This is a genomic window from Massilia pseudoviolaceinigra (assembly GCF_030846505.1).
Taxonomy (GTDB): domain Bacteria; phylum Pseudomonadota; class Gammaproteobacteria; order Burkholderiales; family Burkholderiaceae_D; genus Telluria_A; species Telluria_A violaceinigra.
Genome location: NZ_JAVCWL010000033.1, coordinates 1 through 25445 on the forward strand (window position 1 = coordinate 1; position 25445 = coordinate 25445).

The window sequence follows — 25445 nt, forward strand, 5'->3', positions numbered from 1 at the left end:
AAACGAAAAAAGGCATCCGGGTAGGATGCCTTTTTTGCAACGCAGATGCCGATTACTTGGCAGCGGCTGGAGTTGCAGCGCGACGGTTTGGCAGTTTTTCTTTGATACGTGCCGATTTACCCGAACGCTCACGCAGGTAGTACAGCTTGGCGCGGCGAACATCACCACGACGCTTGACTTCGATCGATGCGATCAGCGGGGAATACAGCTGGAACGTACGCTCGACGCCTTCGCCGGACGAGATCTTACGAACGATGAAGTTCGAGTTCAGGCCACGGTTACGACGGGAGATCACGACGCCTTCGTATGCCTGGGCGCGCTTGCGGGTGCCTTCGACTACGTTGACGTTGACGATAACGGTATCGCCAGGTGCGAAATCAGGAATAGTCTTGCCCAGACGGGCAATTTCTTCTTGCTCAAGTTGCTGAATCAAATTCATTTTTAGGACTCCGATAACCATCTTGCTGGCGCTGCATTCGCCCAGTAGAGGATGGGGTTACTGATACGGGCGACATTGCCTGCACAGTGGTACTGCAATAGCAGATTTACAAACCTGCAAGAAACTTTTCATCGGCCTTGCTCAGCAGTCCGGCGCTGCGCGCCTTGACCAGCAGATCGGGCCGTTTCCTGGCGGTGGCTTCGAGCATGCGCTCGCGCCGCCACTTGACAATCTCGGCATGGTTGCCGCCCATCAGGACCGGCGGCACCACCACGCCTTCATACGTATCGGGACGGGTGTAATGGGGCGAATCGAGCAAGCCGTTGACGAAACTGTCTTCGACCGCCGAAGCGTCGTCGTTCAGTACGCCCGGCAATTGCCGTACCACCGCATCCATCAGCGCCATCGCCGGCAGTTCGCCGCCCGACAGCACGAAGTCGCCGAGGCTGATTTCCTCGTCGACGCAGCGGTCGAGCAAGCGCTGGTCGACCGCTTCGTAGCGTCCGCACAGCACGATCAAGCCCGCTTCGTCCTTCAGATCCATCACCCGTTCGTGGCTCAGCGCCCTGCCCTGCGGCGACATGAAGACCACGCGCGGAATCGGCAAGTCGAGCATGACCTGGCGCTGCTTGGCCGCGCCGATGGCAGCTTCGAGCGGCTTGGCCAGCATCACCATGCCCGGTCCGCCGCCATACGGGCGGTCGTCGACGGTACGGTGGTTGTCGGTGGTGAAATCGCGTGGATTCCAGGTCGACAAGCCCCAACGCTTCTGCTCGAAGGCGCGGCGGGTGACACCCGACTGCGTCAGTGCGGCAAACATCTCGGGAAACAAGGTCACGACATCAAATTGCATCGCGTTCTCGCCTTGCTTGAGCCTTAATAATCCAGACCCCAGTCCACCGTGATGGTCTTGCTTGTCTGGTCAACTGTTTTGACGAACTGGTCCACAAACGGAATCAGGCGCTCGGGCGCCTTGTCATCGTTTGCGGTACCCGACGCGGCCTGCGGCACCGGCGTGATGCGCAAAATCGATTGCGCGCCGTTGTGCATCATGTCGGACACCAGCCCCAAGGCTTCGCCTTGCAGGTTCACTACATTCAGTCCGATCAGATCGGACCAATAAAATTCATCGGCCGGCAGTTGCGGGAATTGGCTGCGCGGGATGGAAACAGCGGCGCCCTTGAGCGCCTCCGCGGCATCCCGCCCGAGCGTACCTGCCAACTGGGCCACGACGTCGCCGCCGTGCATTTTCGCAGTCCGTACGGAGACGGATTGCAGGCTGGGTTTATCCAGCCACCAGGTTTTCACGCTCAGCAACCCATCCGCGTCGGTGGAAAACGGGGTAACCCGTATCGAACCGGTGACGCCGAAGGCGCCGGACACGTACCCGACTTGCGTCAGGTCGTCAGGGATTTGCACCCCGGATGCTGTACCGCTCAAACCCGGACCTGCTTAGGCTGCTGCTGGCGCTGCGACTGCAGGCTGGCTGTTCACCAGACGTGCAACGGTTGGCGACAATTGCGCGCCAACGCCTTGCCAGTAAGCCAGACGGTCTGCGGTGATACGCAGGCCGACTTCGCCACCAGCTGCCATCGGGTTGTAAAAACCGATGCGCTCGATGAAGCGGCCGTCGCGGCGATTGCGCGAGTCCGTTGCAACGATGTTGAAGAACGGGCGCTTCTTGGCGCCTCCACGAGCTAAACGAATAACGACCATAATAATTCCAAAAAGTTGTGCTGGGCGGAAAAAGCCGACAATTATAGCGCGCAATGCCGCGCAGCAGCAAGCGTTAATGACAACAGGGCGCGCACTTCGGGGCGAAGCAAGGATTATCGCCGATTTTGCCCCGGACCGCCAACTGCATCGTCGATGTCTGTCGCAGGAAACGCCGTGCTTTCCGGTCAAAATTGACCGATACTGCCTGCTTTCCCGCTTCCCTGGCCCGCTTCAGCCCCACATTCATGTCCACATCGCACAAAAACAAGACTTTCGCCAGCTTCCTCGCCCTGATCCTCGGGGCCGTCGGCGCGCACCGCTTTTACCTGCGCGGCAGCCTCGACAAGCTGGGCTTGATGCACCTGGCCAGCCTGCCCGTTGCCGGGCTGGTGTATGGCCTGGCACCCGAGGCCAACTGGTTTTTCAAGATCTTGCCGCTGGTGCTGTCGGGCATTATCGGCTTCATCGAAGCGCTGATGATCGGCCTGACCCCCGATGAAAAATTCGACGCCGCCTTCAATGCCGGATCAGGCCGCAAGTCGGCGTCGAACTGGGTGCTGGCAGTGTTGTTGGTTTGCACAATGCTGACGGCGGCGACGATGGCCATTGCCACCCTCGCCCGCCTGAACGACCTGCTTTACACCGGCGGCGCCTACGGCTGACGCGAATCCGGGGTCATCTTGCCGTGCCGCTCGCGCTGCCTGATGTCGCCACGCAGGCGCGCGGCACGCTCGTCAGCCGATTCCTTGCGCAATGCGGACTGCTTGGAGAAGCCGCCCGGTGGGTTGAGCACCAGGTTGGCATCCCAGCTCTCGCCAGCCCTCATCATGAGCGGCGCCGGCAGGCGGTCCACCGCGCTGGCGTCGATCCACGGCGCGATGCGCTGCAGCACCAGCTTGATGCGCGGCTTGATGGCCGGCTCGGCAATGCGGCCGCGCTGGCCCCAGCCGACGATCAGGTCGCTGCCGGTGGTCTGGTTGATATAGCCCACGTCGTAGCGCACATCGTGGCGGTAGCTCATCATGAATTCCTCGAACAGCATCGCCAGGTCTTCGCGCGAGCTGTCATCCTCGAAAATCGAGTAGGCATAGTCATCCGATGCGCGGTCGGAACCGAAGAAGCGCCCGATATCGGCCGCCGTGTAACCCTTCTGCACGGAGGTGGCGGTTTTGCCCTGGTACAGCACCTGCCCCATGCCCAGCATTTCGCTCGACTGCAGCGGGAACTGCACGGCCAGCGCATCGGACGGCAGCGTGCGGCTGCCGACGCGGTCGACGATATTTTCCCAGATCGAGCGCTGCGGATTCATGGCCCGCTCGACCGACGGCAGAAAGTCGTTGGCGTGCGCCAGCTCGTGGTACATCAGGCGGCCCAGGTCGAACAGCAGTTCATCGGTGGTGCGCGTCACGCGCGCCGTGGATGGATAGCTGCGGCGCGCATACGCGTTGTTTTTCACCGAGCGGCCCAGCGGAATGAAGTTCAGGTTGTCATCGAACGCGGAGCGGTAGTCGGGCACCTCGGTGACGACGTCGCGCTGCTCGGCCGTCAGCCACAGGTTGTTGGCGTCGAGATAAATCGCACCGGTGCCGGCGCTGTAGAAACTCGGGCGCACGTGCGAACCGATGACGATGGTCGACACGCTTGCCAGCAGGCGGCGGAAATCGCTGTTGGCGTCCTGGGTCAGCAGGAACTGCTCGAAATTGGCGCCCAGGAAGTCGTGCGAGACCAGTACCCGGCCCATCACCTGGGCCACGCTCGGCACCGCGCCGATGCCCGCTTCGGTCTGCAGCGGCGGCAGCACCTCGGAGCTGCACAGCGTGTTCGAAGAACCGGAGTAGCGCACCCCCACATCGTAAGTGCAGCGCGCCAGCACGGCCGCATAGGCGCCGGCCTGGCGGTACGGGTGCACGCGCGCGGTGATGTCGAACAGCGCGCCCTGGCCGGGAGCGGCCTGGCGGTCGAGGCTGATCAGCACGTCGTCGCTGTCCTTCACGCCGCTATTTAAGGTCATGGTGGCGCGGAAACGCAGCGCCACGTCGGCGGTGACGTCCGGCGCCTTGAACATCAGCAATTGCGGGTCTTCGGTATTCATCGTCACGGTCGGGCCGCTGACCTGGGTCCAGACGATGCCGACGACCTTGTCGCCGCCGAACAGGTTCGGCCAGGCGCGTACCGAGGTTTCGGTGCCGGGACGCACGGAGTGGTCGGCGCGCAGGGTGAGGAAGCTGCCCACCGGCGCCTCGGTCACGGTGACGTCGGTGCTCAAGGACTGGCGCGAGCCGTCGGCCAGGGTAACGTCGGCGCGCAGGGCGATCACGCCTTTTTCGCGCGGCTCGAACGTGATGGTCGGCGTGCGCGCCGCCTGCAGGGTGACCGCGGGGCCGCTGACCTGGGTCCAGCTGACATCGGCCAGCGGTGCGCCGCACGAGAGCACGCTCGCGCCGCCGGCCTTGTCGGCAGCGACGGTTTTGTCGGCGGCGATGTACGCCTTGCAGCCATCCGGCCTGGTATCGGTTGGCGTCGGCGTGGGCGTCGGTGTGGGCGTGGACGGGGTATCGACCCTTCCCGGCACCCGGGTCGGATCGCCGCCCCCGCCGCCGCAGGCGGTAAACAGGGTGGCGATGGCCAGCGCGGCCGGAAGGCGCACTGCGTATTGTTGAATGTTCAAGATAAATCCTGTGAAAGAGGGCAAACGTGGGATGTAAAGACCGTGCATGGATTATAAACAGTTGAGGGCAGGCGAAGCGCACCTTGCCGCGAATAATTGCTGTCTCGCAAGTGCTCTACAATACGGTATGCGGCCCGTTGCCGGGCACGATTAATCGATCAGGAGAACACTATGATGAAACGCAATTTGACACTGGCGCTGGTACTGGCGCTGAGCAGCGCGATGGGCACGGTACAGGCCTCGTCCGCGCAGCTGCGCGCCGCCGATGCGCAGTATGCGCAGGACCGCGAGATCTGCAACGACGAGCGTAACGATGGCCAGCGCATGAAATGCCTGCGCGCGGCCAAGTCCGAGAATAACCGCGCCCTGGCGGCGGCGCGTGGGGGCGACCGTCATGACAGTCGCAACGAGCCGCGCGCGGCGGCATGCCGCGACTGCGGCAAGGTGACGGCGGTACGCAGCGCGCGCCAGAACGGCAGTGCGAATGCCCTGGGCGTGATCGGTGGCGGCGCCGTGGGCGGCTTGCTGGGCAATCAGGTGGGCGGCGGTTCTGGCCGCGCGCTGGCCACGGTGGCCGGTGCGGTCGGTGGTGCGTATGCGGGCAAGAAGATCCAGGAACGCGCGAATGCGCATACCGTGTGGACGGTGGATGTCCAGTACGACAACGGCCAGCGCCGCTCGTTCAAGTTTAACAATCAGCCGGGCATGCAGCGCGGGGATCGCGTGCGGAATTCGGGCAATTCGATTCGCAGGTCGTAAGTACTGACACCGAAGTCATTGCTCTCAAAACCGTCGTTCCCGCGCCAAGGCGGCACTCGGCGGGAACCCAAGTTCGTAAATCAGCCTGAGGCTACAGTACAAAATTGGGTTCCCGCCGAGTGCCGCCTTGGCGCGGGAAGTCGGTTCCGGCAATGCCGGAGACGACGGGGGCTAGCGGGAACGACGAGGGTAGTGGTGCTCTTAGAACTGATCTTCCGTCAACGCCAGCACCCCGGCACTACCTTCCACAATCGCCGTGCGCAGTCCCGACGCCTGCGTCAGGATATGGTCCGCAAAGAAGCGCGCCGTGGCGATCTTGGCTTTGTAGAAGCCAAGATCGCCTTCACCGCCATCGATCTTCGCCTGCGCCACCAGCGCCGCGCGTGCCATCACCCAGCCACCGAGCACGATACCGGCCAGTTTCAGGTACAGCACACTGCCCGAGAACACGCCCTTGATGTCGGTCTTCATGTTCGCGGCAACATACTCCACCACCGCTTCCAGCGCCACGCTGCCGTCAAGCAGCGCGCGATGGATCGCCTTGAAGTCCGCACCGTCCATGGCCGCCAGCAGCGCCTCGGTCTCGCGCACCTGGCCGATGATCGACTTGGCCACGGCGCCGCCATCGCGTACCGTCTTGCGGCCCACCAGGTCGTTGGCCTGGATCGCGGTCGTGCCTTCGTAGATGGTCAGGATCTTGGCGTCGCGGTAGTGCTGCGCCGCGCCGGTTTCCTCGATAAAGCCCATGCCGCCGTGAACCTGCACGCCGTCGCGCGTGACGTCCTGCGACATCTCGGTCGACCAGCCTTTGATGATCGGCACCAGGTACTCGTACACCGCCAGGTTGGACGCGCGCACGGCGGCGTCCTCGTGGTGATGGGCGACGTCGCTGATGCCCGCGCCCACATACGCCAGCGCGCGCGCCGCCTCGACCTGCGCACGCATCGACATGAGCATGCGGCGCACATCGGGGTGATGGATGATCGATACCGGACCGGCGGAACCGGCCAGGTCGCGCGACTGCACGCGGTCCTTGGCGAAGGCCACCGCCTGCTGGTAGGCGCGGTCGGCCAGGCCGATGCCCTGCAAGCCCACGCCGAAGCGCGCCGCGTTCATCATGATGAACATGTATTCGAGGCCGCGATTCTCTTCGCCGACCAGGGTGCCGATCGCGCCGCCATGGTCGCCGAACTGCAGCACCGCGGTGGGGCTGGCCTTGATGCCCAGCTTGTGCTCGATCGATACACAGTGCGCGTCATTGCGCTCGCCCAGCGAGCCGTCGGCGTTGACCAGGAACTTGGGCACGATGAACAGCGAAATGCCCTTCACGCCCGCCGGCGCGTCCGGCGTGCGCGCCAGTACCAGGTGGACGATGTTCTCGGTCAGGTCGTGCTCACCGTAGGTGATGAAGATCTTGGTGCCGAATACCTTGTAGGTGCCGTCGCCCTGCGGCACGGCGCGCGTGCGCACGGCGGCCAGGTCCGATCCGGCCTGCGGCTCGGTCAGGTTCATGGTGCCGGTCCATTTGCCCGATACCAGCGGCTCCAGATAGGTCGCCTTCTGCTCTTCCGAGCCGGCCGTCAGCAGCGCTTCGATCGCGCCGTCCGACAGCAAGGCCACCAGCGCGAACGAGATGCTCGACGCGTTGAGCATTTCGATGCACGGCGTGGCAACCAGCTTGGGCAAGCCCTGGCCGCCGAAATCGGTCGGGTGCTGCACGCCCTGCCAGCCGGCTTCCGCGAAGCCCTTGAAGGCATCCTTGAAGCCCTTGGAGGTGGTTACCTGGCCGTCGTGCCAGAAGCTCGGCTCCTTGTCGCTGGAGTGGTTCAATGGCGCGACGACGTTGGCGCAGAATTTCGCGTTTTCTTCGAGGACGGCTTCGACCGTGTCGGCGGTGGCGTCTTCGCAACCGGGCAGCGTGTTGACGGTGGATAGTCCGGCCAGTTCGTTCATCACGAACAGCATGTCTTTCAGCGGGGCTTTGTAAGTCACCTTGATCTCCTAAAATTGCGCTTCCAATGGACGTGTAGGGTGGGCACAGGGTTCCCGTGCCCACCCTACAGGTGTTTACTGCGGTGTTACTTCGCGCGGTAACCGGCGCGGCTTAGCCGAGTTGCTTGACCAGCTCAGGCACCACCTCGAACAGATCGCCGACGATGCCATAGTCGGCCACCGAGAAGATCGGCGCTTCCGGATCCTTGTTGATCGCGACGATGGTCTTCGAGTCCTTCATGCCGGCCAAATGCTGGATGGCGCCGGAGATACCGACCGCGATGTACAGCGACGGTGCGACGATCTTGCCGGTCTGGCCAACCTGCCAGTCGTTCGGCACGTAGCCCGCATCGACCGCGGCGCGCGAAGCGCCCATGGCGGCGTTGAGCTTGTCGGCCAGCGGTTCCAGGATCTTGAAGTTGTCGCCCGAGCCCATGCCGCGGCCACCGGAGACGATGATTTTTGCAGCGGTCAGTTCAGGACGATCCGACTTGGCCAGCTCGCGGCCGACGAAGGTCGACTTGCCCGAATCGGCAACCGCGCCAATGGCTTCGGTGGCAGCCGAGCCGCCTTCGGCCGCGGCCGAATCGAAACCGGTGGTGCGCACGGTGATGACCTTGATCTTGTCGGACGACTGCACGGTGGCGATGGCGTTACCGGCGTAGATAGGACGCTCGAAGGTATCCGGCGAATCGACCTTGGTGATCTCGGAGATCTGCGCCACGTCCAGCTTGGCGGCCACGCGCGGCAGGATGTTTTTGCCGTAGGCGGTTGCGGGAGCGAGGATGTGCGAGTACGACGCAGCCAGGCCCAGGATCTGCTCGGCCACGTTTTCGGCCAGGCCGTCGGCGTGGTGAGGCGCGTCGGCCACGAGGACCTTGGTCACGCCGGCGATGGCGGCTGCTTGCGCCGCGGCGGCGCCGCAGTTGCTGCCAGCAACGAGGATGTGCACGTCGCCGCCGCAGGCGATCGCAGCGGTGACGGTGTGGTGGGTGCTTCCCTTGAGGGAGGCGTTGTCGTGTTCAGCAATAACTAATGCGACCATGATTTTTCCTGTATTTTTAGGTGAGACGGCCAGGCCGCGATCAGATAACTTTGGCTTCGGTGCGCAGCTTGGCGACCAGGGTCGCCGCATCCGGCACCTTGATGCCGGCCGAACGCTTGGCTGGCTCGACGACCTTCAAGGTCTTCAGGCGCGGCGCGACATCGACGCCCAGTTCTTCCGGCTTGACCACGTCCAGCGGCTTTTTCTTGGCCTTCATGATGTTCGGCAGGGTCACGTAGCGCGGTTCGTTCAGGCGCAGGTCGGTGGTGACGATGGCCGGCAGCGTGAGCGCCAGGGTTTCCAGGCCGCCGTCGACTTCACGGGTGACGGTGACTTTGCCGTCTTCCAGCACGACTTTCGAGGCGAACGTGGCTTGCGGCCAGCCCAGCAGGGCGGCGAGCATCTGGCCGGTCTGGTTCGAGTCGTCATCGATGGCTTGCTTGCCCAGGATGATCAGCTGCGGCTGCTCCTTGTCGGCCAGCGCCTTGAGCAGCTTGGCCACGGCCAGCGGTTCGAGATCGGCGCTCGTTTCGACCAGGATGCCGCGGTCGGCGCCGATGGCCATGCCGGTGCGCAGGGTTTCCTGGCACTGGGTCACGCCGCAGGACACTGCCACCACTTCGGTGACCTTGCCGGCTTCCTTCAGACGCATCGCTTCTTCCAGCGCGATCTCGTCGAAAGGATTCATCGACATTTTGACATTGGCGATATCGACGCCGCTGCCGTCGGATTTCACACGCACTTTGACGTTGTAGTCGACCACGCGTTTGACGGGAACCAGGACTTTCATAGGGGTGCCTTTGGAAGAATAAATAAGGTGACTTGACTAAAGTGGCCTAGATTATAAGAGATAAACCGTTTTCACGCTAAATTAAAGCACGATCGTGCGATTTTTAGCTAGAGGAAAACCCCTAATCGTCGGGCTTTGTCATGATGTCGGGAAAATGTCGGACCAGATCAGCGGGGCGTGCCGGTGCCTGCCCCGTCCGGAATCTTATTTGCGGCGCATCAAAAAGATGAATTCGCGGCCGTTTTGGGTGTGGGAAACGAGGGCGTTGCCGGTCTGCTTGGCAAAAGCCTGGAAGTCGCGCACGGAGCCGGTATCGGTGGCGACGATGCGCAGCACTTCCCCGGTTTCCATCTCTGCGAGCGCCTTCTTTGCCTTGAGGATCGGCAGTGGGCAGTTGAGTCCCCGTGCATCGAGTTCCTTTTGGTATTCCATGATCTCGCTGTCGAAAGTTGTATCGCTCATCGCTTGCTCTTAGGGTGGATTGGATTACTCACCCAACAAATATACTCCAAATCCGCAAATTTGACGCACCGCACCAATATATAAATTGCTTGTTGCATGGTCACAACGACAATAACGGTGCCGCAATGGAAATTGTAAGCTGCGCGTAAGAAACGTCTGAAGTGGATATCGAGTCGGTCGACGCAGTACTGTGACGTATGGTTAGCCAAACGCTCAGTTTCGCTACGCAACCTACGCTTCGCCATCCCCGCGCACAGGCAGCCATTGGCGGGATCCATAGCACCTTTGCTCATAGGTGGTATGGACCCCCGCCTGCGCGGGGGGACGGCGCGAAGAGCGTCGGTGAAAGCCTGCTTATGCTCGCTCAGCCACCCATGCCGTCACGCCGGCCAGCGCAGCGGCCAGACCGCTCGGATCGGTGCCGCCGGCACGTGCCATGTCCGGGCGTCCGCCGCCCTTGCCGCCCACTTGCTGGGCCACGAAGTTGACCAGCTCACCCGCCTTGACCTTGGACGTGGCATCCGCCGTCACGCCGGCGATCAGGTTCACCTTGCCGTCAGCGACGCTGGCGAGCACGATGGCGGCCGTTTTCAGCTTGTCCTTGAGCTTGTCCATGGTCTCGCCCAGGCGCGCCGAATCGGCGCCTTCCAGTACCGCTGCCACGACCTTGATGCCGTTCACGTCGACCGCTTGGGTTACCAGTTCATCGCCCTGCCCTGCCGCCAGTTTCGACTTCAGTGCGGTCAATTCCTTCTCCAGCGACTTGACGTGATCCTGCACCTGCGCGATGCGGTTGGTCAGTTCGTCCGGCGTGGTTTTCAGCGCGCCGGCGGCTTCCTGCACGCGGCGATTGAGCGACTGCACCAGCGCCAGCGCGCCTTCGCCGGTGACGGCTTCGACGCGGCGGATACCCGCTGCGACGCCGCCTTCGCCGATGATCTTGAAGAAGCCGATGTCGCCGGTGCGGCCAACGTGGACGCCACCGCACAACTCTTTGGACGAACCGATATCGAGCACGCGCACTTCGTCGCCGTACTTCTCGCCGAACAGCGCCATGGCGCCATGCTTGACGGCGTCATCGAACGTCATGTTATGCGCCTGGGTTGCGTGATTTTCCAGGATTTCGCGGTTGACGATCACTTCGACCTGGGCGATCTGGTCGGTCGTCAGCGGTGCGTTGTGCGAAAAGTCGAAACGGGTGCGGTCCGGATCGACCACCGAACCTTTTTGCGCCACATGGTCGCCCAGCACTTCGCGCAGCGCCTTGTGCATCAGGTGCGTTGCCGAGTGATTGCGGATGGTGTGCGCGCGCCTGGCTTGGTCGACATTGGCGTTGACCGCGTCGCCCACTTTGAGCACGCCGGCCGTCAGCACGCCGTGGTGGCCAAAGACGTCGGCTTGCACCTTGAGGGTGTCGTCAACGGCGAATTGACCGCTGTCGGACGCGAGCACGCCCTGGTCGCCCACCTGGCCGCCCGATTCGGCATAGAACGGCGTGGTATCGAGAACGACAATGCCGCTCTGGCCGGCCGTGAGTTCCTGCACCGCGCTGCCGTCGGCGTACAGGGCCACCACGCGGCTGGCGTGCGCCAGGCTGTCGTAACCGACGAATTTGTTTTTCTCGCCGGTGTATTCGACGTTTTTCTGCTTGGCCCCACCAGCGCCCGCGCCGGCGAGTTCCTTCTGACGCGCCATGGCGACGTGGAAGCCGGCTTCGTCGAACTCGATATTGCGCTCGCGGCAGATGTCGGCGGTCAGGTCGAGCGGGAAGCCGTAGGTGTCGTACAGCAGGAAAGCGGTGGCGCCATCGAGCTTGCCAGCGTTCTTGGCCAACTGGGCTTCCAGCACTTTCATGCCGTTTTCAAGCGTTTTTCCGAAATTGACTTCTTCGCCTTCGATCATGTTGGCCACACGCGTCTTCACGGCGGCCAGTTCCGGATAGGCCGCGCCCATCTCGATGTTCAGGTCTTCCACCAGCTTGAAGAAGAACGGCTTGGTCTGGCCGAGCTTGTGGCCGTGACGCAGCGCGCGGCGGATGATGCGGCGCAGGACATAAGCACGACCTTCGCTACCCGGAATGACGCCGTCGACGATCATGAAGGCCGATGCGCGAATGTGATCCGCGATCACGCGCAGCGATTTGTTTTCGAGGTCGGTGGTGCCGGTTTCGCGCGCGGCGGCCTTGATCAATGCCTGGAACAGGTCAATCTCGTAGTTTGAGTGCACGTGCTGCAGCACGGCAGCGAGACGCTCCATGCCCATGCCGGTGTCGACGCACGGCTTCGGCAGCTTGTGCATGACGCCCGCTTCGTCGCGGTTGAACTGCATGAACACGAGGTTCCAGATTTCGATGAAGCGGTCGCCATCTTCGTCCGGCGAGCCTGGAGGACCGCCCGGAATGTCGGCGCCGTGGTCGTAGAAGATCTCGGTGCACGGGCCGCACGGGCCGGTGTCGGCCATCTGCCAGAAGTTATCCGACGCGTAGCGCGCGCCCTTGTTGTCGCCGATGCGGATGATGCGCTCTTTCGGCACGCCCACTTCGTTGGCCCAGATGTCGTAGGCTTCGTCGTCTTCCATGTAGACGGTGACGGTGAGCTTCTCTGACGGCAGGCCGTAGACCTTGGTCAACAGCTCCCACGCATAGTTGATGGCGTCGCGCTTGAAGTAGTCGCCGAAGCTGAAGTTCCCCAGCATTTCGAAGAAGGTGTGGTGACGCGCGGTGTAGCCGACGTTTTCCAGGTCATTGTGCTTGCCGCCGGCGCGCACGCAACGCTGCACCGAGGTGGCGCGCGTGTACGGACGGCTGTCGGTGCCGGTAAACACATCCTTGAACTGCACCATGCCGCTGTTGGTCAGCATCAGGGTGGGATCGTTGCCCGGTACGAGTGAGCTCGAACGGACAATCGTATGGCCTTTGGATTCGAAGAACTTCAGGAATTTGTCGCGGATTTCGGATGATTTCATGTCGTATGGGCGTGAGAGGGCAGCATGCTATAAAAAAACGATTATAGCGTATGCGACTGGAGTGAACACCGGGGTCAGGCAGCGCCAGCCGCGTCTTAAGCGAAATCCGGCCCGATCAGGTCGATGCGGTCGGTGCAGAAGGCATCCACGCCCCACGCAAGGATTTCGCGCGCGCGCGCCGGATCGTTGACGGTGTAGCAAAACAGCCCGTAGCCGGCCTCCTTGACCTGATGGGCCAGCGCTTCGTTCAGGTGTTTGTGGTTGGTGTGGATCGCCACCGCCTCAAGTTCGCGGGCCTGGGTTTGCCATTCCTCGCCCATGCGGTCGAGCAGCAAGGCGCGCGGCAGGTCCGGCGCCGCCTTCAGGGCAGCGGCCAGCGCCACGGAGCTGAAAGACGACAGCAGCGGTATCTGGCGCGGGTCGTCCTGCGCGATTTCCAGTCCGAACAAGGCGCGCGTGAGGCTGGCGACCGCCTTGCCCGTTTCCTCCTCGAATCCGGGGGCGGGCTTGATCTCGATATTCATCCAGATGCCGTGGTCCTTGCAGAACTGGACGAACTGGGTGAACAGGGGCACCGTTTCGCCCTTGTACTGCGCGCTGAACCAGTTGCCGGCGTCCATGGTGACCAGTTCGGCGGCGTCGTAGTCGAACACATTGCCCGAACCGGCGATGGTGCGCCCGAGATACGGGTCGTGCATGACGACCGGCACGCCGTCGCGCGCCAGCATGACATCGAATTCGACCGCGCGAAAGCCGTGCGCCAGGCCGCAGCGCAGGCCGGCAATGGTGTTTTCGGGCGCGAGCTTGCCGCCGCCGCGGTGCGCCAGGAAGTTGGGGTAGTTCCACATAGGCGCGAGCTTATCATGTTCCAAGGTCGGGAATGGATCGCTCATCGTAGAATCCGGATCGAAGTCGCGGTTTCGATGCAATACACCTCTCGAAGAGCCCGAGATCGTAAAAGCGCGCGCTCAACATCTGAAGCAAATATGTATTCGCCCTATTTCTAAACACAACACTTGAGGAAAATCAGCGCGGAAGTATTTCCCGATTATAAACTCACCCCTGCCAATAGCGGCTACCAAAAGGAGAAGCAAATGCAGGACTTAAATCTTGAAGAAATCGCGATGGTTTCGGGCGGCGAACGCCGCAGGTTTGACGTTATCTCGGGTGCACAGTCTGATTGGGGCCACCGCGCTAACGATATTGCCAACGGACTCGGAGAATTGGGTTCATCAATAGGCATCGCCATATACGACCTATTTCATTAACCTAGTGGTTTGACAATTTGATCCTGGAAAATATCGCGCCAAGTAATTTTGACGCGATATTGCCGTATCTAGCACCGCCAATCACAAATCAATGAATTATAAATAATAAAATGCAGACATACCAAATGACGTTGAAAATTTTACTTCTTATATTGGTTTTCAGCATGGTTTTGCGATCCATTTTATTTTTATCGATAACAGCGTATTGGCCCAGCGCTGCGTACTATGCCGACCATCTGTGCTCATCCATCATGTTCATTGCTATGGCGGCAGCGAGCTTCCATCAATTTAAAATAGACCGAGACAAACTTTCATTTATCGTGGGAGGAAAAATAACGATCTATCAGGTCGCACTTTCGGCAACCATTGCAATCTTATTGCTCATGCTCACCTTCGGTGAAAGTGCGATTTTCACGAAAACGGTGGCGCAGTACGACATTGAGGCGGCATATCGTCTAGGTAAGTTTCATGTTGAAGCATACAACTCTCATCCCTTCTTTTCGCTCCATGTCTTTACATTCATCATCTGCAGCGTAATTTTTCCCGCCATATTTGAAGAACTGTTTTTCCGTGGCTTAGTATTTCGCTCAATCAACAAAAACAAATCATTTTTTCTGAGTGCAGTGCTAACCTCAGCCATATTTACGGCAATTCATTTCTCAAAAACCCTATTTATTGGGACGTTCTTGTTTTCCTTGGCTTTGTCTTACCTTTATGCAATTACAGGTTCACTACGAACCTGCATGATCACGCATGCCACGTTCAACCTTCTCGCTTTCATAAGTCAATATTATTTCGACTTTCACCGCATCCGAAGCATCAACGAGCTGAACGAATGGCATCATTGGATACCTGAACTCTCCTTGCTCGCCGTAGCATTAATCGCGTTCGGATGGATGACTTACATATCAAAAGATGCAATTAAACAGGCGTCACTTCCCGCCCTGCCGCCTGTAGAGCATTCGGATGAACGGCAACGGCCTGCACATCGATACTCATCGTAGTCACCACATGTCAGCAGTTCAGCCCTCCGGATTTTTCGTCGCTTGGCAAGTATCAGCCAGATAAGCTATCTACACGATTGGATTCCACTGTTGGCCATGCAGGATTTGCCCTGAGGCGTGTAGCTTGCTCATCGTCCGGCTCAAAGAAGCAATGAGGCAGCCTACTCTTCCGCACCTACCTATTTAATCATTCTGAACCGGCGCCGGTACTCGGCCGGCGACTGCCCGACATTGCGCTTGAACAGGGCGCAAAAGGTCGCGACGTCCGCATACCCCACCCGTTCGGTCACTTGCGCCACGCTCAGCGAAGTCGATTCCAGCAGCGCCTTGCCGACGCGCGCCTGCTGCAAATACGCCAGCGGCGTTTGTCCCGTCTCTTGCTTCACTCTCCTAAGCAAGGTGCGGTCACTGACGTACAACGCCGCCGCAAGCTGTTTATGATTGTACGGCTCGGCCAACCGCTGACCGAGCCAGGCGTGCACGCTTGCAGCGAATGCGCCTTCCGGCCGCGCCAGCATGCGCGTATCGATGAACGGCGCCTGGCTGGCCCATCGATCGTCCAGCAAGCCCATGCGCGCCACTGCCCGCTGCACCTTGGCGCTCGCGCTCTGCCTGACCAGATGCATCGCCAGGTCGACGGCGGCACTGAAGGAGCCGGTGGTGACAACCCCGCCATCCTCGACCAGCATGGCCGCCGGATCGACCACGGCTGCGGGAAAACGCCGCGCGAGGTCGGGCGCGAACAGCCACGAGGTGGTGGCACGGCGCCCGTCCAGCAAGCCTGCATCGCCCAGCAGGAATGCGCCGACGCACACGGCGGCCACCGGCGTGCCTCTGGCGAACGCCTTGGCCAGATAGGCGATTTCGAGCGCAAGCGCGCTCATCGGCGCCGTGCAGGCATGACGGTCAGAGAGCTCCATGCCCGGCACAACCAGCAGATCCGGTCGCGCGAACGGTTTGCGCGTGCCGATCGGAATGCCGCCAGCCGCCGAGACTGGTGACGATCACCTCGAACAAGGGCGCGGCCGGCCCGTCGATCGCCACGGCGACCCGATTTGCCAGCAGCAAGGTATCGCACAGGCCGAACACTTCCATGCCCATGCAGCCGGAGTCGCCAGGATGGCGATGCGTTTCGTCTTCATGTGGCGAGTATGCCATTGAAAAGGGCGATATCGCCTCTTCACCGGCACCCTGAGCGCGCCGACAATGGCGCATCACTTCCGGGAGAAAATCATGCGATTGTCGATTGTATTGTTCGATGGCTTTACCGCGCTGGATGTCGTGGGCGGCTATGAAGTGCTGGCAAATATTCCCGGCATGGAGGTCGAGTTCGTCTCCGAGCGCGTGGGACTGGTCGCCAGCGATACCGGCCGCCTTGGCATGGCCGCCTACAGGACCTTCGAACAGTTAGACACCACCGATATCCTGTACGTGCCGGGCGGCCCCGGCGTCGCCGGCGTCGCCGGCGCGCTCGGCAACGCCGCGCTGATGGCCTGCGTGCGCCGCCTGCATGCGACAACGGCGTGGACGGTCAGCATCTGCAACGGGGCCGAAATCCTGGGTGCCGCCGGTCTGCTCAAGGGCAAGAAAGTCACGGCCAACTGGTTCGCGCGCGAGCACGTCGCCGCTTACGGCGCCCTGGTAGGCACCGAGCGCTATCAGCGCGATGGCAAGCTGATCACCGGTGCGGGCGTGTCGGCCAGTATCGATGCCGGCCTGTTCCTCGCATCACTGCTGGGCGGCGAGACCCTGGCCCGCACCATTCAGCTCGGCATCGAATACTACCCTGCTCCGCCCTTCGGCAGCGGCACGCCGGACGCGCAGCCGCAGGCCGCCAAAGACCTGATTCGCCACGTCGAGCAGCATGGTGCGCAGCGTCTGGCGGCGCGCGTCATCCCGTTCTGAAGCCGTGCCAGGCGGATGACTCGACTTCGCACGCCGGCGGGCCTGTACCGGAGCCTGATCGACACCAAGTTGCACTGGTTACGGCATGCGCAGGAAAGACAGTGGCGAACTGAGGTACACGAAGGCAGCGAGATTGCAGGCCACGGTGACCCAGAAGGCAAGTTGAAACGACCCCTTCGACGACTTGTGCCGCAGCCACTGCTGCGCCAGCACGGCGCCCGGCCAGCCGCAGCCCAGGCCGAGCAACAGCAAGGTGCGTTCGGGCGTGCGGCAGCCGCCGGCACGCGCCGCCGCCTTGTCAATCGCGTAGAGAGCAAAGCAGGCGCAGCTTGCCGCCACGTACACCATGCACAGCGACGCCGGAATATCCCAGGCGAGCACGGCGCCCGCGAACACGGCGCCAAACATCAGAATCGACAGGTAAGGCATCAGCGTGGCCGTCAGTAAAAACCGCCAGCTTAGAGTGGGCCGGATTGGCGCGCAACCATTTCCGGTAAATCGAGGAATATTGCTCGATTGGCAGCTTAAAGCGCATCACGGTGCGCTGCCGAACAGATGGTACGCCCGCACCAGCCTAAGCTCCGGCATCGGCTTCGCGCAAACCAGTGCAGCGATGCTTTTCTAATCCAAGTGGAGGGTGTATGGCTTTCGATTTAGGCAATCTACTACAGCAATACCTGGGCGGCGCAGCCAACAACAACGGCGCGCGCGCGTTCGACGACTTCGACCAGGTGGCGCAGAACGCGCCGCGTAGCACGGTGGCCCAGGGCGTGTCGGAAGCATTGCGATCCGACCAGACCCCGCCATTCCCGCAGATGATCGGCCAGCTGTTCGGCCATAGCGACGCCAACCAGCGTGCCGGCATGCTCAACCAGCTGATCAGCAACGTGGGCCCCGGCCTGCTCAGCTCGATCGCGGGCGGCACCCTCGGCAACCTGTTCCGTGGCGGCGAGACCCCGGCCGCGATTACGCCCGAACAAGCGGCCCAGCTCACGCCTGAGCAAGTCCAGCAAATCGCGGAAGATGCCGAACGCAACAATCCGAGCATCGTCGACCGCATGGGCGACTTTTACGCCGAGCACCCGACCCTGGTCAAGACCATCGGCGGGGCCGCACTGGCCATCGTGCTCGGCCGCGTGGCTGAAGGCATGCGCCACTAAGCAATTCCGTATTCAACCATTCACCAACAACTAAAAAGGTCACTCATGGGCATTCTCACCAATATCTTCCGCAAAATCTTCCCGTCGTCGCACCCAGCCGTGCAGCCGACCTCGCCTGCGGCCGTGCCACCGGCATCGATGCCGTCGACCGGCGCAGCGCCGGGCGCAGCACCCCAGGCATCGGCCCCGGCGCCGGCCGCGCCGATGGAACAGATAGACGTCGAAGCCATCCTCAGCGGCATGCCGCAGAGTCAGACCCTGAACTGGCGCACCTCGATCGTCGACCTGCTCAAGCTGCTGAACCTGGACAGCAGCCTGCAGTCGCGCAAGGAACTGGCGAACGAGCTCGATTACACCGGCGACACCAGCGATTCGGCGTCAATGAATATCTGGCTGCACCGCCAGGTGATGAACAAGCTGGCGGCCAACGGCGGCAAGGTGCCGGCCGACCTGAAGGACTGATTCGCGCTGGCGGGACTGCGCTTCCGCCGCCAGACGAAAAAAACGCCGCCGGGCAATCAACCCGGCGGCGTTTTTCTCGTCGGCGCCGATCATACAGCGCCAAAAACGACAACGCGACGCCGATTCAGGACCGGCGCAGCGAGGGAACTCAGGCTTTTTTGTTGCGGCGAACGGTAGCGCCGACGACTGCCAGGCCCAGCAGGAACAAGGCGTAGGTTTCCGGCTCCGGAACCGGGGTCACGTCGACCGACACGGCATCGAGGTAGGAACCGTAGGTTGGCGACGAGCTCGGGCCGACCGATTCAAAACGCAGCTTGGTGAGCGGACTGGTAGCGACCAGGTCGGTGATGCTGAACAGGCTCCACTGGCCGGTGGTGCCGCCCATCAGCAGCGAATCGTTCAGCTTGGTGTCGCCCCAGTACACATTCATCGCGCTGTTGGCGTGACCGGCGGTGTCCGGACGGCCCGAGTACGCGAACGAGACCGAGTAGGTGCCGGCAACCGAGGTGTCGATCATCTGCCATACCGAGCTCAGGCCGGTGCTGTTCAGTTCCAGGTACTGGCGGCCATTGGCTGCGTACGGATTGAAACCGGCGACGCCGCCCTGCTTGGCGCCCTTTTGGATTTCAAAAATGCCGTTGCTGGAATTCCAGCCGGTCACGGCATTGAAATTCTGCCACGAACTTGCAGTCTTGTTGACTTCAAAGCTGCCGTTGACCACGAGGTCGGCGCGCGCTGCGCCACTGGCGAACATGGCGGCGGCAAACAAGCCGCTCAGGAGTACTGATGATTTCATTTAAATCCTAATGGGTGATTACTAAAACGAAAGTATTGTTACGTAATTGATAGCGAATCATATCATTGATCCATATCATCTTTGTACTCAGCTAACAAAAATTTCCTGTTTGCTAGCAATTTCTCGTTGTTTTTTGCCATCGACTTGTGCAAACCGAAAGACAAACTGAACTTTTCGGCGCTGCCCGGTATCTAATTTCTAAAATTGCTTAAATATCACGAGTGAACTTATGCCATCAATCGACAGCGACGCAGCACACCCGCCGCTTGCCCTGTGGGGCGGGCTCGAATGTACGGTCAATCGCGTGGGAGACGACTACTTCAGCCAGATAGAAAGAAATGGCCATCACGGCCGCAGCGACGATGTTGCGCGCTTCAGCTCCCTGGGCATCAGCACCATCCGCTACCCGCTGCTGTGGGAACGCGTGGCACCTGGCGGACTGGCCAGCGCCGACTGGTCCTGGGCCGACGAACGCCTGACCGCCTTGCGCGAAGCCGGCATCAGTCCCATTGCCGGGCTGGTACACCACGGCAGCGGCCCGCGCGACACCTGCCTGACCGACCCCACCTTCGCGACCGGGCTGGCGCAATACGCCGGCGCCGTGGCCGCGCGCTACCCCTGGATCGACGCCTATACGCCCGTCAACGAGCCGCTGACCACCGCGCGCTTCAGCGGCTTGTACGGCCTCTGGTATCCGCACGGGCGCGACGACCGCACCTTCCTGCAGGCGCTGCTGATCCAGTGCCGCGCAACCGTGCTGGCCATGCGCGCCATCCGGCGCGTCAATCCGCGCGCGCGCCTGGTCCAGACGGACGACCTTGGCAAAACCTACAGCACGCCCGACATGGCCCGCTGCGCCGCGTTCTACAACGAACGGCGCTGGCTGGCCTGGGACTTACTATGCGGCAAAGTGGGACCGGAGCATGCGCTGTGGGGCTACATGACGGGCCACGGGGCCCAGCCGGCCGAGCTGCTCTGGTTCCGCGACAATCCCTGTCCGCCCGACCTCATCGGCGTCAATTACTACGTGACCAGCGAACGCTGGCTCGACCACCGGACCGAGCGCTACCCGGCGCACTTTCGCGGCCATGCGGACGGCGTGCCCTGCGCCGATATCGAAACCGCGCGCGCCCTGGCCACGCCCACGCCCGGCATCGGCCCGCTGCTGCAAGAAATCTGGGACCGCTACCGCATCCCGCTGGCGGTCACCGAAGCGCACATCGACGCCAACCGCGAAGACCAGTTGCGCTGGCTGCTCGAAGTGTGGGAAGCGGGACAGCAAGCCCGGCGCAACGGCATCGACCTGCGCGCCGTGACTGTCTGGGCGCTGCTCGGCTCGTTCGACTGGAACAGCCTGGTCACGCAATGCCGCGGCTACTACGAGCCGGGTCCGTTCGACGTGCGCTCGCCGCTTCCGCGCCCCACCGCCCTGGCGGCCATGATGCGCGAACTGGGCAGCGGCCGGGCGCCCTCGCACCCCGTGCTGCGCGGCCAGGGCTGGTGGCGCCGCGCCGGGCGCTGCCTGTGCCCGCCCGTGTCCACGCCGGAAGCGCTCACTTCCATTACGGCCGACGGCCACAGCCTGGTCGGCACTGCCTCGGCACCGATCCTGATCACCGGCGCCACCGGCACGCTGGGGCGCGCCTTCGCCCGCATCTGCGAGCGCCGCAATCTGGCCTACCGCCTGCTCAGCCGCCAGGACATGGACATTGCCGACCCTGTTTCGGTCGAGCAAGCCATGCAGCGCTACCAGCCCTGGGCCGTCATCAACGCCAGCGGCTACGTGCGGGTGGACGAGGCTGAAAACGATGTGGAACGCTGCTTTCGCGAAAACGTCGCCGGCCCGGCAGTCCTGGCCGCCGCCTGCGCGCGCCACCAGGTGCACCTGACCACCTTCTCAAGCGATCTGGTATTCGATGGGAGCCGGCAGTGTCCGTATGTGGAAAGCGACACCGTGGCGCCGATCAACATCTACGGCAAAAGCAAGGCGGCCGCCGAGCTCACCGTGCTCGACCGGCACCCGGGGGCGCTGGTGGTGCGCACCAGTTCCTTCTTCGGCCCCTGGGACAGCTACAACTTCGTGACCCAGGCGCTGGCCAGCCTCGAAAGCGGCGCGCCGTTCGCCGCCGCCAGCGACATCACGGTCACGCCAACCTACGTGCCCGACCTGGTCAACACCTGCCTCGATCTTGCCATCGACAAGGAACGCGGAATATGGCACCTGACCAACGGCCATCCGCTCACCTGGGTCGAACTGGCGAGCATGGCGGCGGGGCAGGCCGGGGTGGACACCAGCCGGCTCGAAGCACAATTGAGTGCCAACTGCCGCTACATCGCCGCGCGCCCCGCCTACAGCGCGCTGCACACCGAGCGCGGCATCCTGCTGCCGGGCCTGGACAATGCGATCGGGCGCTTTTTGCAGATGCGCGGCGAGAGCGTGGAGCTGGAACAGGCGATCCATTGCACCGACACGCGCCAGCAAGCCAACGCCGGGAGGCGCCAGCAAGCCAGCTGACTATCTCAAACGAGCGGCCAGAACCACACTTCGCCCGCTTGCCAGTAGCACTGGCTTCCGCAGGCCGGGCCATCGACCGTGTGCGGGTCCGGGAAGACGATATCGATATGTCCTTCTTCGGGCCCGCTGCCATCCTGGATGTGCCAGAACGATACGATGCCGCTGCGCCTGCCGATGGCCTGGCGCGCCTGCCCGCCGCGATGAACTTCCGGCAGGCCCAGCAGGTTGCGGCGCTGCAGCAGGATCGACAGGCGCGCGTGGCCGGGTTCGATGAGGCTGCCCTTGTGCTCTCCCTTGAGGATGGCCAGCCGGCCGGGAATGCGCATGCCGGAGCGCACCAGTGCCAGGCTGACGCGGGTGGCGCAGGTATTCTGATAGGCAGTCACGCCGACTAGGGCATCCCAGCCGATTGCCTTGTACAGGGCAGTGCGGTCGACGCTCGCGCGGGTGGGATAGTTGTCGCGCACGGTGAAAAACGAGGGCTTCATGCTGGAACTCCGATGAGGCGGCAGGTCAGTCATATTGCCTCACGGATACAACCTAGCGTTTGCGCCGCCGCAAGCGAAGCGCATCGCCAGCCACACCCTTGCCGTCTAAATGCCACTCAGCCCGCTGTTTCAATCCGCTGCCAGCTCCGTCAGCCCTGCTAGCCCCGCCAGCCTTGCCAGCCCCGCCAGCCTCGCTAGCCGCATCAGCCGCGTCAGCCCCGGCAGTCTCGCCAGGCCCGTCAGCCCCCGTCAGCCCCCAGCCCCGTCGCACCCGCGCAGGCGGGTGCCCCAAGTTTCCAGCTCAGTCATTAACATCAAACATGCCTTCCAGCAGCCATGCCAGGGTCACTGTGGCGATGCAGCGCCCCCACCCGAGCGGCATGCAACACGCCAGCCCCGTGTGGCGGTCGGGCAGCGCCACCAGACCCCGCCGCCCCGCCCCACTGTTATAGAATGGCAAGAGCGATCAACTACCCGACAGGCCCCACCCCGTGCAAGAGCAACACGCCTTCCCCTTCCTGAGGGAAATCCTCCTGTTCCTCTCGCTCGCGGGCATCCTGATTCCGACCCTGCAGCGCCTGCGCATCAACCAGGTGCTCGGCTTCCTGGCCGTGGGCGCCCTGCTCGGCCCGTTCGGCCTGGGCCTGTTCGCGGACACCCATCCATGGCTGGCCTACCTCACCTTCCCGCGCGCCGAAGGCGTGGTCGCGCTGGCCGAACTGGGCGTCATGTTCCTGATGTTCATGATCGGCCTGGAACTGTCGGCCGCCCGCCTGTGGGCGCTGCGTCGCTGGGTGTTCGGCGCCGGCACGGCCCAGGTCTGCATCAGCGCCGCCCTCCTCGGCGCCGTCATCTACCTGCTGGGCTACCGCACGGAAAGCGCCGTCATCCTCGGCATCGTGCTCTCGCTCTCGTCCACCGCCGTGGTCATGCAGCTGATGAACGAACAGCACAGCACCGACACCCCGCTCGGCCAGGCCGGTTTTTCCATTCTCATGCTGCAGGATCTGGCGGTGGTGCCGCTGCTGATTCTGATCGGCGTCATGGCCAAGGGCGAAAGCGACGGCATATTCTCGCTGGTGGCCATCACCATGGCCAAGGCGGCGGCCGCCATCGCGCTGATCTACCTGGTCGGCGGGCGCCTCGTCCATCCCCTGTTCCGCATTTTCACGCGCCACCGCCAGCCCGATGTGTTCATGGCGCTGGTGCTGCTCACGACCCTGGGCATCGCCGGCCTGAGCGCGGCGGCGGGCCTGTCGATGGCGCTCGGCGCCCTGATTGCCGGCCTGCTGCTGGCCGAAACCGAATTCAAGCATGAGGTCGAACTCATGGTCGAGCCCTTCAAGGGCTTGCTGATGGGCTTGTTCTTCATGACGGTCGGCATGGGCATGGACGCGCGCCAGATCATCGATGCGCCGCTGTGGCTGGCCGGCGCCGTGTTCGGGCTGATCGCCATCAAGGCCTTGGTCATCGCCGTGCTGTTCCGCATCGGTGGGCTCAGCTGGGGGCGCGCGGTCGAAGGCGGCCTGCTGCTCGGGCAGGGCGGCGAATTCGCCTTCATCGTGATCGGCTACGCCACCGCCAGCAAACTGGTCGACGCCGACCTCGGCGCGCGCGTGATGCTGGCCGTGGGCCTGTCCCTGTTCGTCACCCCCATGCTGGCACGCCTGGGGCGCGAGATCGGCACGCGCTGGGAGCCGCGCGACGACGGCCAGGCCGCCACGCCCGACCAGGCCGCGCTGAGCGCCGCGCGCGGCCACATCATCATCGCCGGCTTCGGGCGCGTGGGCCAGCAACTGGCCAAGCTGCTCACGGCCGAAGGCATCGGCTACATCGCCTTCGAGAACGACGCGCGCCTGGCCACCAAAATGCATGGCGAAGGCTTGCCGGTCTACTTCGGCAATGCCGCGCGCGCCGAGCTGCTGCGCCACGTGAATGCGGGCGAGGCGCCCGCCATCGTGCTGACGATGGACCATCCCGCGTCGGCCCTGCACGCGGTGCGCGGCATCCGGCGCGAATTTCCCGACGTGCCGCTGCTGGTGCGCTCGCGCGACGAACAGCATGCGCGCGCCCTGAAACGCGCCGGCGCCACCATCGTGGTGCCCGAAACGCTGGAAGCCAGCCTGCAGCTGTCCGCCTTCGTGCTCGAAACGCTCGGCATGGACGAAGAACGGGTCGACCGCATCGTCGACGATGAGCGCGACCTGTTCCTGGCAACGCTCGACGCCGAAATCCGTACCCATCAATGAAACGGGATGCGATAATCATTTCATGAAAAAACTGGTCCTGCGCCTGTCGGTCCTGTGCGTGCTGCTGGTAGCAAAGCCCGCCGCTGCCGAAGTGGTCACCGTCTACACCAGCGCCAATTTCGCGCCGCTGATGCTCGGTGACGGGCGTGGCATGTACCCGGACCTGATCGGCTACCTGAACCAGCGCAAGCTGGGCAAGCTTACTTTCAAGCTGCAGTTCATGCCGCGCAAGCGCCTCCAGGTCAAGCTCGAAGACGGCAGCATCGACGGCATGGTCATCGGCATGATGCCCGAATGGTTCGACGACGTGGAGCAGAAAAAGTATCTGTGGTCGGCGTCGTTCGCGGCCGACCGTTACGCGCTGGTGTCGCTGGCGGCAAAACCGGTCAGCCCGGATGCACCGGCGAGCCTGGTGGGCGCCTCGGTCGGCGTCACCCTCGGCTACCACTATCCCGGTATCGACGCCTGGCTGGCCAGCTCGCGCATGCTGCGCAGCGAAGGCGCGAGCGACGAGAAAAACCTGGAAAAGCTGCTGCTCGGGCGCCTCGATTGCGTGATCGTGGCCGAGTCGATGGCGCGCTACTTCATGCGCGCGCACGGCATGTCGTCCAAACTGCACCTGGCCACCCTGGCCAGCCCGCCCACCGAAAGGCGCATGCTGGCGCCGCACAGCCACGCCGTCGCCTTCGGCAAAATCGCGCCGGTGCTCAAAAAACTCAAGGACGATCCGGCCTGGCAGCGCATCGTCGCCACCTACCAGTAA

At 62.7% G+C, this 25445-nt stretch carries 26 protein-coding genes; 10 read left to right on the forward strand and 16 right to left on the reverse strand.

From position 1 onward, the window contains the following. Window positions 1–52 precede the first annotated feature (52 nt). The 4 genes from rplS to rpsP all read right to left on the reverse strand — a co-directional run bounded on the left by rplS (window position 53) and on the right by rpsP (window position 2155). Complete coding sequence (rplS, locus tag RBA40_RS26115) at window positions 53–439, reverse strand: 50S ribosomal protein L19 (protein WP_054266855.1); 387 nt, start codon at window positions 437–439, stop codon at window positions 53–55. A 106-nt stretch (window positions 440–545) separates the two neighbouring features. Continuing rightward, entirely contained in the window at window positions 546–1292 is a 747-nt protein-coding gene (gene trmD / locus RBA40_RS26120) for a tRNA (guanosine(37)-N1)-methyltransferase TrmD (RefSeq protein WP_306651156.1), read from the reverse strand. Window positions 1293–1315: 23 nt separating this feature from the next. Beyond that, window positions 1316–1858, reverse strand: coding sequence for a ribosome maturation factor RimM (gene rimM / locus RBA40_RS26125; RefSeq protein WP_306651158.1), 543 nt, complete (start codon window positions 1856–1858; stop codon window positions 1316–1318). A 33-nt stretch (window positions 1859–1891) separates the two neighbouring features. Beyond that, window positions 1892–2155, reverse strand: coding sequence for a 30S ribosomal protein S16 (gene rpsP / locus RBA40_RS26130; RefSeq protein WP_082692444.1), 264 nt, complete (start codon window positions 2153–2155; stop codon window positions 1892–1894). Window positions 2156–2400: 245 nt separating this feature from the next. On the opposite strand from rpsP, the gene RBA40_RS26135 reads away from it, so the two are divergent. Continuing rightward, a complete protein-coding gene (locus RBA40_RS26135; RefSeq protein ID WP_306651159.1) occupies window positions 2401–2817 on the forward strand; it encodes a TM2 domain-containing protein in 417 nt (138 codons plus the stop codon). On the opposite strand, the gene RBA40_RS26140 is transcribed toward RBA40_RS26135, so the two are convergent. After that, complete coding sequence (locus RBA40_RS26140; RefSeq protein WP_306651160.1) at window positions 2808–4823, reverse strand: hypothetical protein; 2016 nt, start codon at window positions 4821–4823, stop codon at window positions 2808–2810. The two genes, RBA40_RS26135 and RBA40_RS26140, sit on opposite strands and share 10 nt — an antisense overlap. Before the next feature lie 171 nt (window positions 4824–4994). Between RBA40_RS26140 and RBA40_RS26145 the strand changes: the two genes are divergently transcribed. Further along, window positions 4995–5582 carry a glycine zipper 2TM domain-containing protein gene (locus tag RBA40_RS26145; RefSeq protein ID WP_306651162.1) on the forward strand — a complete coding sequence of 196 codons (588 nt, stop codon included), beginning with the start codon at window positions 4995–4997 and terminating at the stop codon, window positions 5580–5582. 201 nt (window positions 5583–5783) lie between these two features. Here RBA40_RS26145 and RBA40_RS26150 read toward each other — a convergent pair whose 3' ends face one another. The 6 genes from RBA40_RS26150 to ugpQ all read right to left on the reverse strand — a co-directional run bounded on the left by RBA40_RS26150 (window position 5784) and on the right by ugpQ (window position 13683). After that, window positions 5784–7574 carry an acyl-CoA dehydrogenase gene (locus RBA40_RS26150; protein ID WP_306651164.1) on the reverse strand — a complete coding sequence of 597 codons (1791 nt, stop codon included), beginning with the start codon at window positions 7572–7574 and terminating at the stop codon, window positions 5784–5786. Between the two features lie 112 nt (window positions 7575–7686). Beyond that, window positions 7687–8619 carry an electron transfer flavoprotein subunit alpha/FixB family protein gene (locus tag RBA40_RS26155; RefSeq protein WP_306651165.1) on the reverse strand — a complete coding sequence of 311 codons (933 nt, stop codon included), beginning with the start codon at window positions 8617–8619 and terminating at the stop codon, window positions 7687–7689. A gap of 40 nt (window positions 8620–8659) precedes the next feature. Then, window positions 8660–9409: an electron transfer flavoprotein subunit beta/FixA family protein gene (locus RBA40_RS26160; RefSeq protein WP_099874742.1), complete on the reverse strand. Its 750-nt coding sequence runs from the start codon at window positions 9407–9409 to the stop codon at window positions 8660–8662. Window positions 9410–9613: 204 nt separating this feature from the next. Next, window positions 9614–9841: a sulfurtransferase TusA family protein gene (locus RBA40_RS26165; RefSeq protein ID WP_054268154.1), complete on the reverse strand. Its 228-nt coding sequence runs from the start codon at window positions 9839–9841 to the stop codon at window positions 9614–9616. 384 nt (window positions 9842–10225) lie between these two features. Continuing rightward, window positions 10226–12835, reverse strand: a complete 2610-nt coding sequence (gene alaS / locus RBA40_RS26170) for an alanine--tRNA ligase (RefSeq protein ID WP_306651167.1) — start codon at window positions 12833–12835, stop codon at window positions 10226–10228. 95 nt (window positions 12836–12930) lie between these two features. Next, the gene (gene ugpQ / locus RBA40_RS26175) at window positions 12931–13683 is read right to left on the reverse strand and encodes a glycerophosphodiester phosphodiesterase (RefSeq protein WP_306651276.1); all 753 of its coding nucleotides are present in this window, start codon (window positions 13681–13683) and stop codon (window positions 12931–12933) included. 168 nt (window positions 13684–13851) lie between these two features. Here ugpQ and RBA40_RS26180 point away from each other — a divergent pair, with 168 nt between their 5' ends. Continuing rightward, window positions 13852–14103: a hypothetical protein gene (locus tag RBA40_RS26180; protein ID WP_306651168.1), complete on the forward strand. Its 252-nt coding sequence runs from the start codon at window positions 13852–13854 to the stop codon at window positions 14101–14103. A 125-nt stretch (window positions 14104–14228) separates the two neighbouring features. Beyond that, a complete protein-coding gene (locus tag RBA40_RS26185) occupies window positions 14229–15107 on the forward strand; it encodes a CPBP family intramembrane glutamic endopeptidase (RefSeq protein ID WP_306651169.1) in 879 nt (292 codons plus the stop codon). 179 nt (window positions 15108–15286) lie between these two features. On the opposite strand, the gene RBA40_RS26190 is transcribed toward RBA40_RS26185, so the two are convergent. Both RBA40_RS26190 and RBA40_RS26195 read right to left on the reverse strand, forming a co-directional pair. Continuing rightward, the gene (locus RBA40_RS26190) at window positions 15287–16027 is read right to left on the reverse strand and encodes a GlxA family transcriptional regulator (protein ID WP_306651170.1); all 741 of its coding nucleotides are present in this window, start codon (window positions 16025–16027) and stop codon (window positions 15287–15289) included. Beyond that, the gene (locus tag RBA40_RS26195; protein WP_306651171.1) at window positions 16014–16208 is read right to left on the reverse strand and encodes a hypothetical protein; all 195 of its coding nucleotides are present in this window, start codon (window positions 16206–16208) and stop codon (window positions 16014–16016) included. The genes RBA40_RS26190 and RBA40_RS26195 overlap by 14 nt, the downstream gene beginning before the upstream one ends. Before the next feature lie 132 nt (window positions 16209–16340). Between RBA40_RS26195 and RBA40_RS26200 the strand changes: the two genes are divergently transcribed. Beyond that, window positions 16341–17012 (forward strand): DJ-1/PfpI family protein, encoded by a 672-nt coding sequence (locus tag RBA40_RS26200; protein WP_306651172.1) that lies wholly within the window; start codon window positions 16341–16343, stop codon window positions 17010–17012. A gap of 78 nt (window positions 17013–17090) precedes the next feature. Here RBA40_RS26200 and RBA40_RS26205 read toward each other — a convergent pair whose 3' ends face one another. Beyond that, a complete protein-coding gene (locus RBA40_RS26205; protein ID WP_306651173.1) occupies window positions 17091–17441 on the reverse strand; it encodes a DUF1294 domain-containing protein in 351 nt (116 codons plus the stop codon). A gap of 212 nt (window positions 17442–17653) precedes the next feature. Here RBA40_RS26205 and RBA40_RS26210 point away from each other — a divergent pair, with 212 nt between their 5' ends. Together RBA40_RS26210 and RBA40_RS26215 are read left to right on the forward strand one after the other, a co-directional pair. Beyond that, a complete protein-coding gene (locus tag RBA40_RS26210; protein ID WP_306651175.1) occupies window positions 17654–18172 on the forward strand; it encodes a hypothetical protein in 519 nt (172 codons plus the stop codon). A 45-nt stretch (window positions 18173–18217) separates the two neighbouring features. Continuing rightward, complete coding sequence (locus RBA40_RS26215) at window positions 18218–18634, forward strand: DUF3597 domain-containing protein (protein WP_306651176.1); 417 nt, start codon at window positions 18218–18220, stop codon at window positions 18632–18634. 148 nt (window positions 18635–18782) lie between these two features. Here RBA40_RS26215 and RBA40_RS26220 read toward each other — a convergent pair whose 3' ends face one another. Then, window positions 18783–19430 (reverse strand): DUF642 domain-containing protein, encoded by a 648-nt coding sequence (locus RBA40_RS26220; RefSeq protein ID WP_306651177.1) that lies wholly within the window; start codon window positions 19428–19430, stop codon window positions 18783–18785. A gap of 229 nt (window positions 19431–19659) precedes the next feature. Here RBA40_RS26220 and RBA40_RS26225 point away from each other — a divergent pair, with 229 nt between their 5' ends. After that, the gene (locus RBA40_RS26225; RefSeq protein WP_306651178.1) at window positions 19660–21945 is read left to right on the forward strand and encodes an SDR family oxidoreductase; all 2286 of its coding nucleotides are present in this window, start codon (window positions 19660–19662) and stop codon (window positions 21943–21945) included. 5 nt (window positions 21946–21950) lie between these two features. Here the strand turns inward: RBA40_RS26225 and RBA40_RS26230 are convergent, their stop codons facing one another. Then, complete coding sequence (locus RBA40_RS26230; RefSeq protein WP_306651180.1) at window positions 21951–22433, reverse strand: T6SS effector amidase Tae4 family protein; 483 nt, start codon at window positions 22431–22433, stop codon at window positions 21951–21953. A gap of 491 nt (window positions 22434–22924) precedes the next feature. Between RBA40_RS26230 and RBA40_RS26235 the strand changes: the two genes are divergently transcribed. Together RBA40_RS26235 and RBA40_RS26240 are read left to right on the forward strand one after the other, a co-directional pair. Next, window positions 22925–24682, forward strand: coding sequence for a cation:proton antiporter domain-containing protein (locus RBA40_RS26235; RefSeq protein ID WP_306651182.1), 1758 nt, complete (start codon window positions 22925–22927; stop codon window positions 24680–24682). A gap of 22 nt (window positions 24683–24704) precedes the next feature. After that, complete coding sequence (locus tag RBA40_RS26240) at window positions 24705–25445, forward strand: substrate-binding periplasmic protein (protein WP_306651183.1); 741 nt, start codon at window positions 24705–24707, stop codon at window positions 25443–25445.

Bases quoted from the DNA above. Each gene is read 5' to 3' on its own strand.
- RBA40_RS26230 (WP_306651180.1), bottom strand. From the start codon at position 22,433: ATGAAGCCCTCGTTTTTCACCGTGCGCGACAACTATCCCACCCGCGCG.
- RBA40_RS26225 (WP_306651178.1), top strand. From the start codon at position 19,660: ATGCCATCAATCGACAGCGACGCAGCACACCCGCCGCTTGCCCTGTGG.
- rplS (WP_054266855.1), bottom strand. From the start codon at position 439: ATGAATTTGATTCAGCAACTTGAGCAAGAAGAAATTGCCCGTCTGGGC.
- RBA40_RS26240 (WP_306651183.1), top strand. From the start codon at position 24,705: ATGAAAAAACTGGTCCTGCGCCTGTCGGTCCTGTGCGTGCTGCTGGTA.
- RBA40_RS26185 (WP_306651169.1), top strand. From the start codon at position 14,229: ATGACGTTGAAAATTTTACTTCTTATATTGGTTTTCAGCATGGTTTTG.
- ugpQ (WP_306651276.1), bottom strand. From the start codon at position 13,683: ATGTGGAACTACCCCAACTTCCTGGCGCACCGCGGCGGCGGCAAGCTC.
- RBA40_RS26135 (WP_306651159.1), top strand. From the start codon at position 2,401: ATGTCCACATCGCACAAAAACAAGACTTTCGCCAGCTTCCTCGCCCTG.
- RBA40_RS26160 (WP_099874742.1), bottom strand. From the start codon at position 9,409: ATGAAAGTCCTGGTTCCCGTCAAACGCGTGGTCGACTACAACGTCAAA.
- RBA40_RS26210 (WP_306651175.1), top strand. From the start codon at position 17,654: ATGGCTTTCGATTTAGGCAATCTACTACAGCAATACCTGGGCGGCGCA.
- RBA40_RS26200 (WP_306651172.1), top strand. From the start codon at position 16,341: ATGCGATTGTCGATTGTATTGTTCGATGGCTTTACCGCGCTGGATGTC.
- alaS (WP_306651167.1), bottom strand. From the start codon at position 12,835: ATGAAATCATCCGAAATCCGCGACAAATTCCTGAAGTTCTTCGAATCC.
- trmD (WP_306651156.1), bottom strand. From the start codon at position 1,292: ATGCAATTTGATGTCGTGACCTTGTTTCCCGAGATGTTTGCCGCACTG.
- rpsP (WP_082692444.1), bottom strand. From the start codon at position 2,155: ATGGTCGTTATTCGTTTAGCTCGTGGAGGCGCCAAGAAGCGCCCGTTC.
- RBA40_RS26155 (WP_306651165.1), bottom strand. From the start codon at position 8,619: ATGGTCGCATTAGTTATTGCTGAACACGACAACGCCTCCCTCAAGGGA.
- RBA40_RS26195 (WP_306651171.1), bottom strand. From the start codon at position 16,208: ATGGGCATGGAAGTGTTCGGCCTGTGCGATACCTTGCTGCTGGCAAAT.
- RBA40_RS26205 (WP_306651173.1), bottom strand. From the start codon at position 17,441: ATGCCTTACCTGTCGATTCTGATGTTTGGCGCCGTGTTCGCGGGCGCC.
- RBA40_RS26190 (WP_306651170.1), bottom strand. From the start codon at position 16,027: ATGGAGCTCTCTGACCGTCATGCCTGCACGGCGCCGATGAGCGCGCTT.
- RBA40_RS26220 (WP_306651177.1), bottom strand. From the start codon at position 19,430: ATGAAATCATCAGTACTCCTGAGCGGCTTGTTTGCCGCCGCCATGTTC.
- RBA40_RS26215 (WP_306651176.1), top strand. From the start codon at position 18,218: ATGGGCATTCTCACCAATATCTTCCGCAAAATCTTCCCGTCGTCGCAC.
- RBA40_RS26145 (WP_306651162.1), top strand. From the start codon at position 4,995: ATGATGAAACGCAATTTGACACTGGCGCTGGTACTGGCGCTGAGCAGC.
- RBA40_RS26165 (WP_054268154.1), bottom strand. From the start codon at position 9,841: ATGGAATACCAAAAGGAACTCGATGCACGGGGACTCAACTGCCCACTG.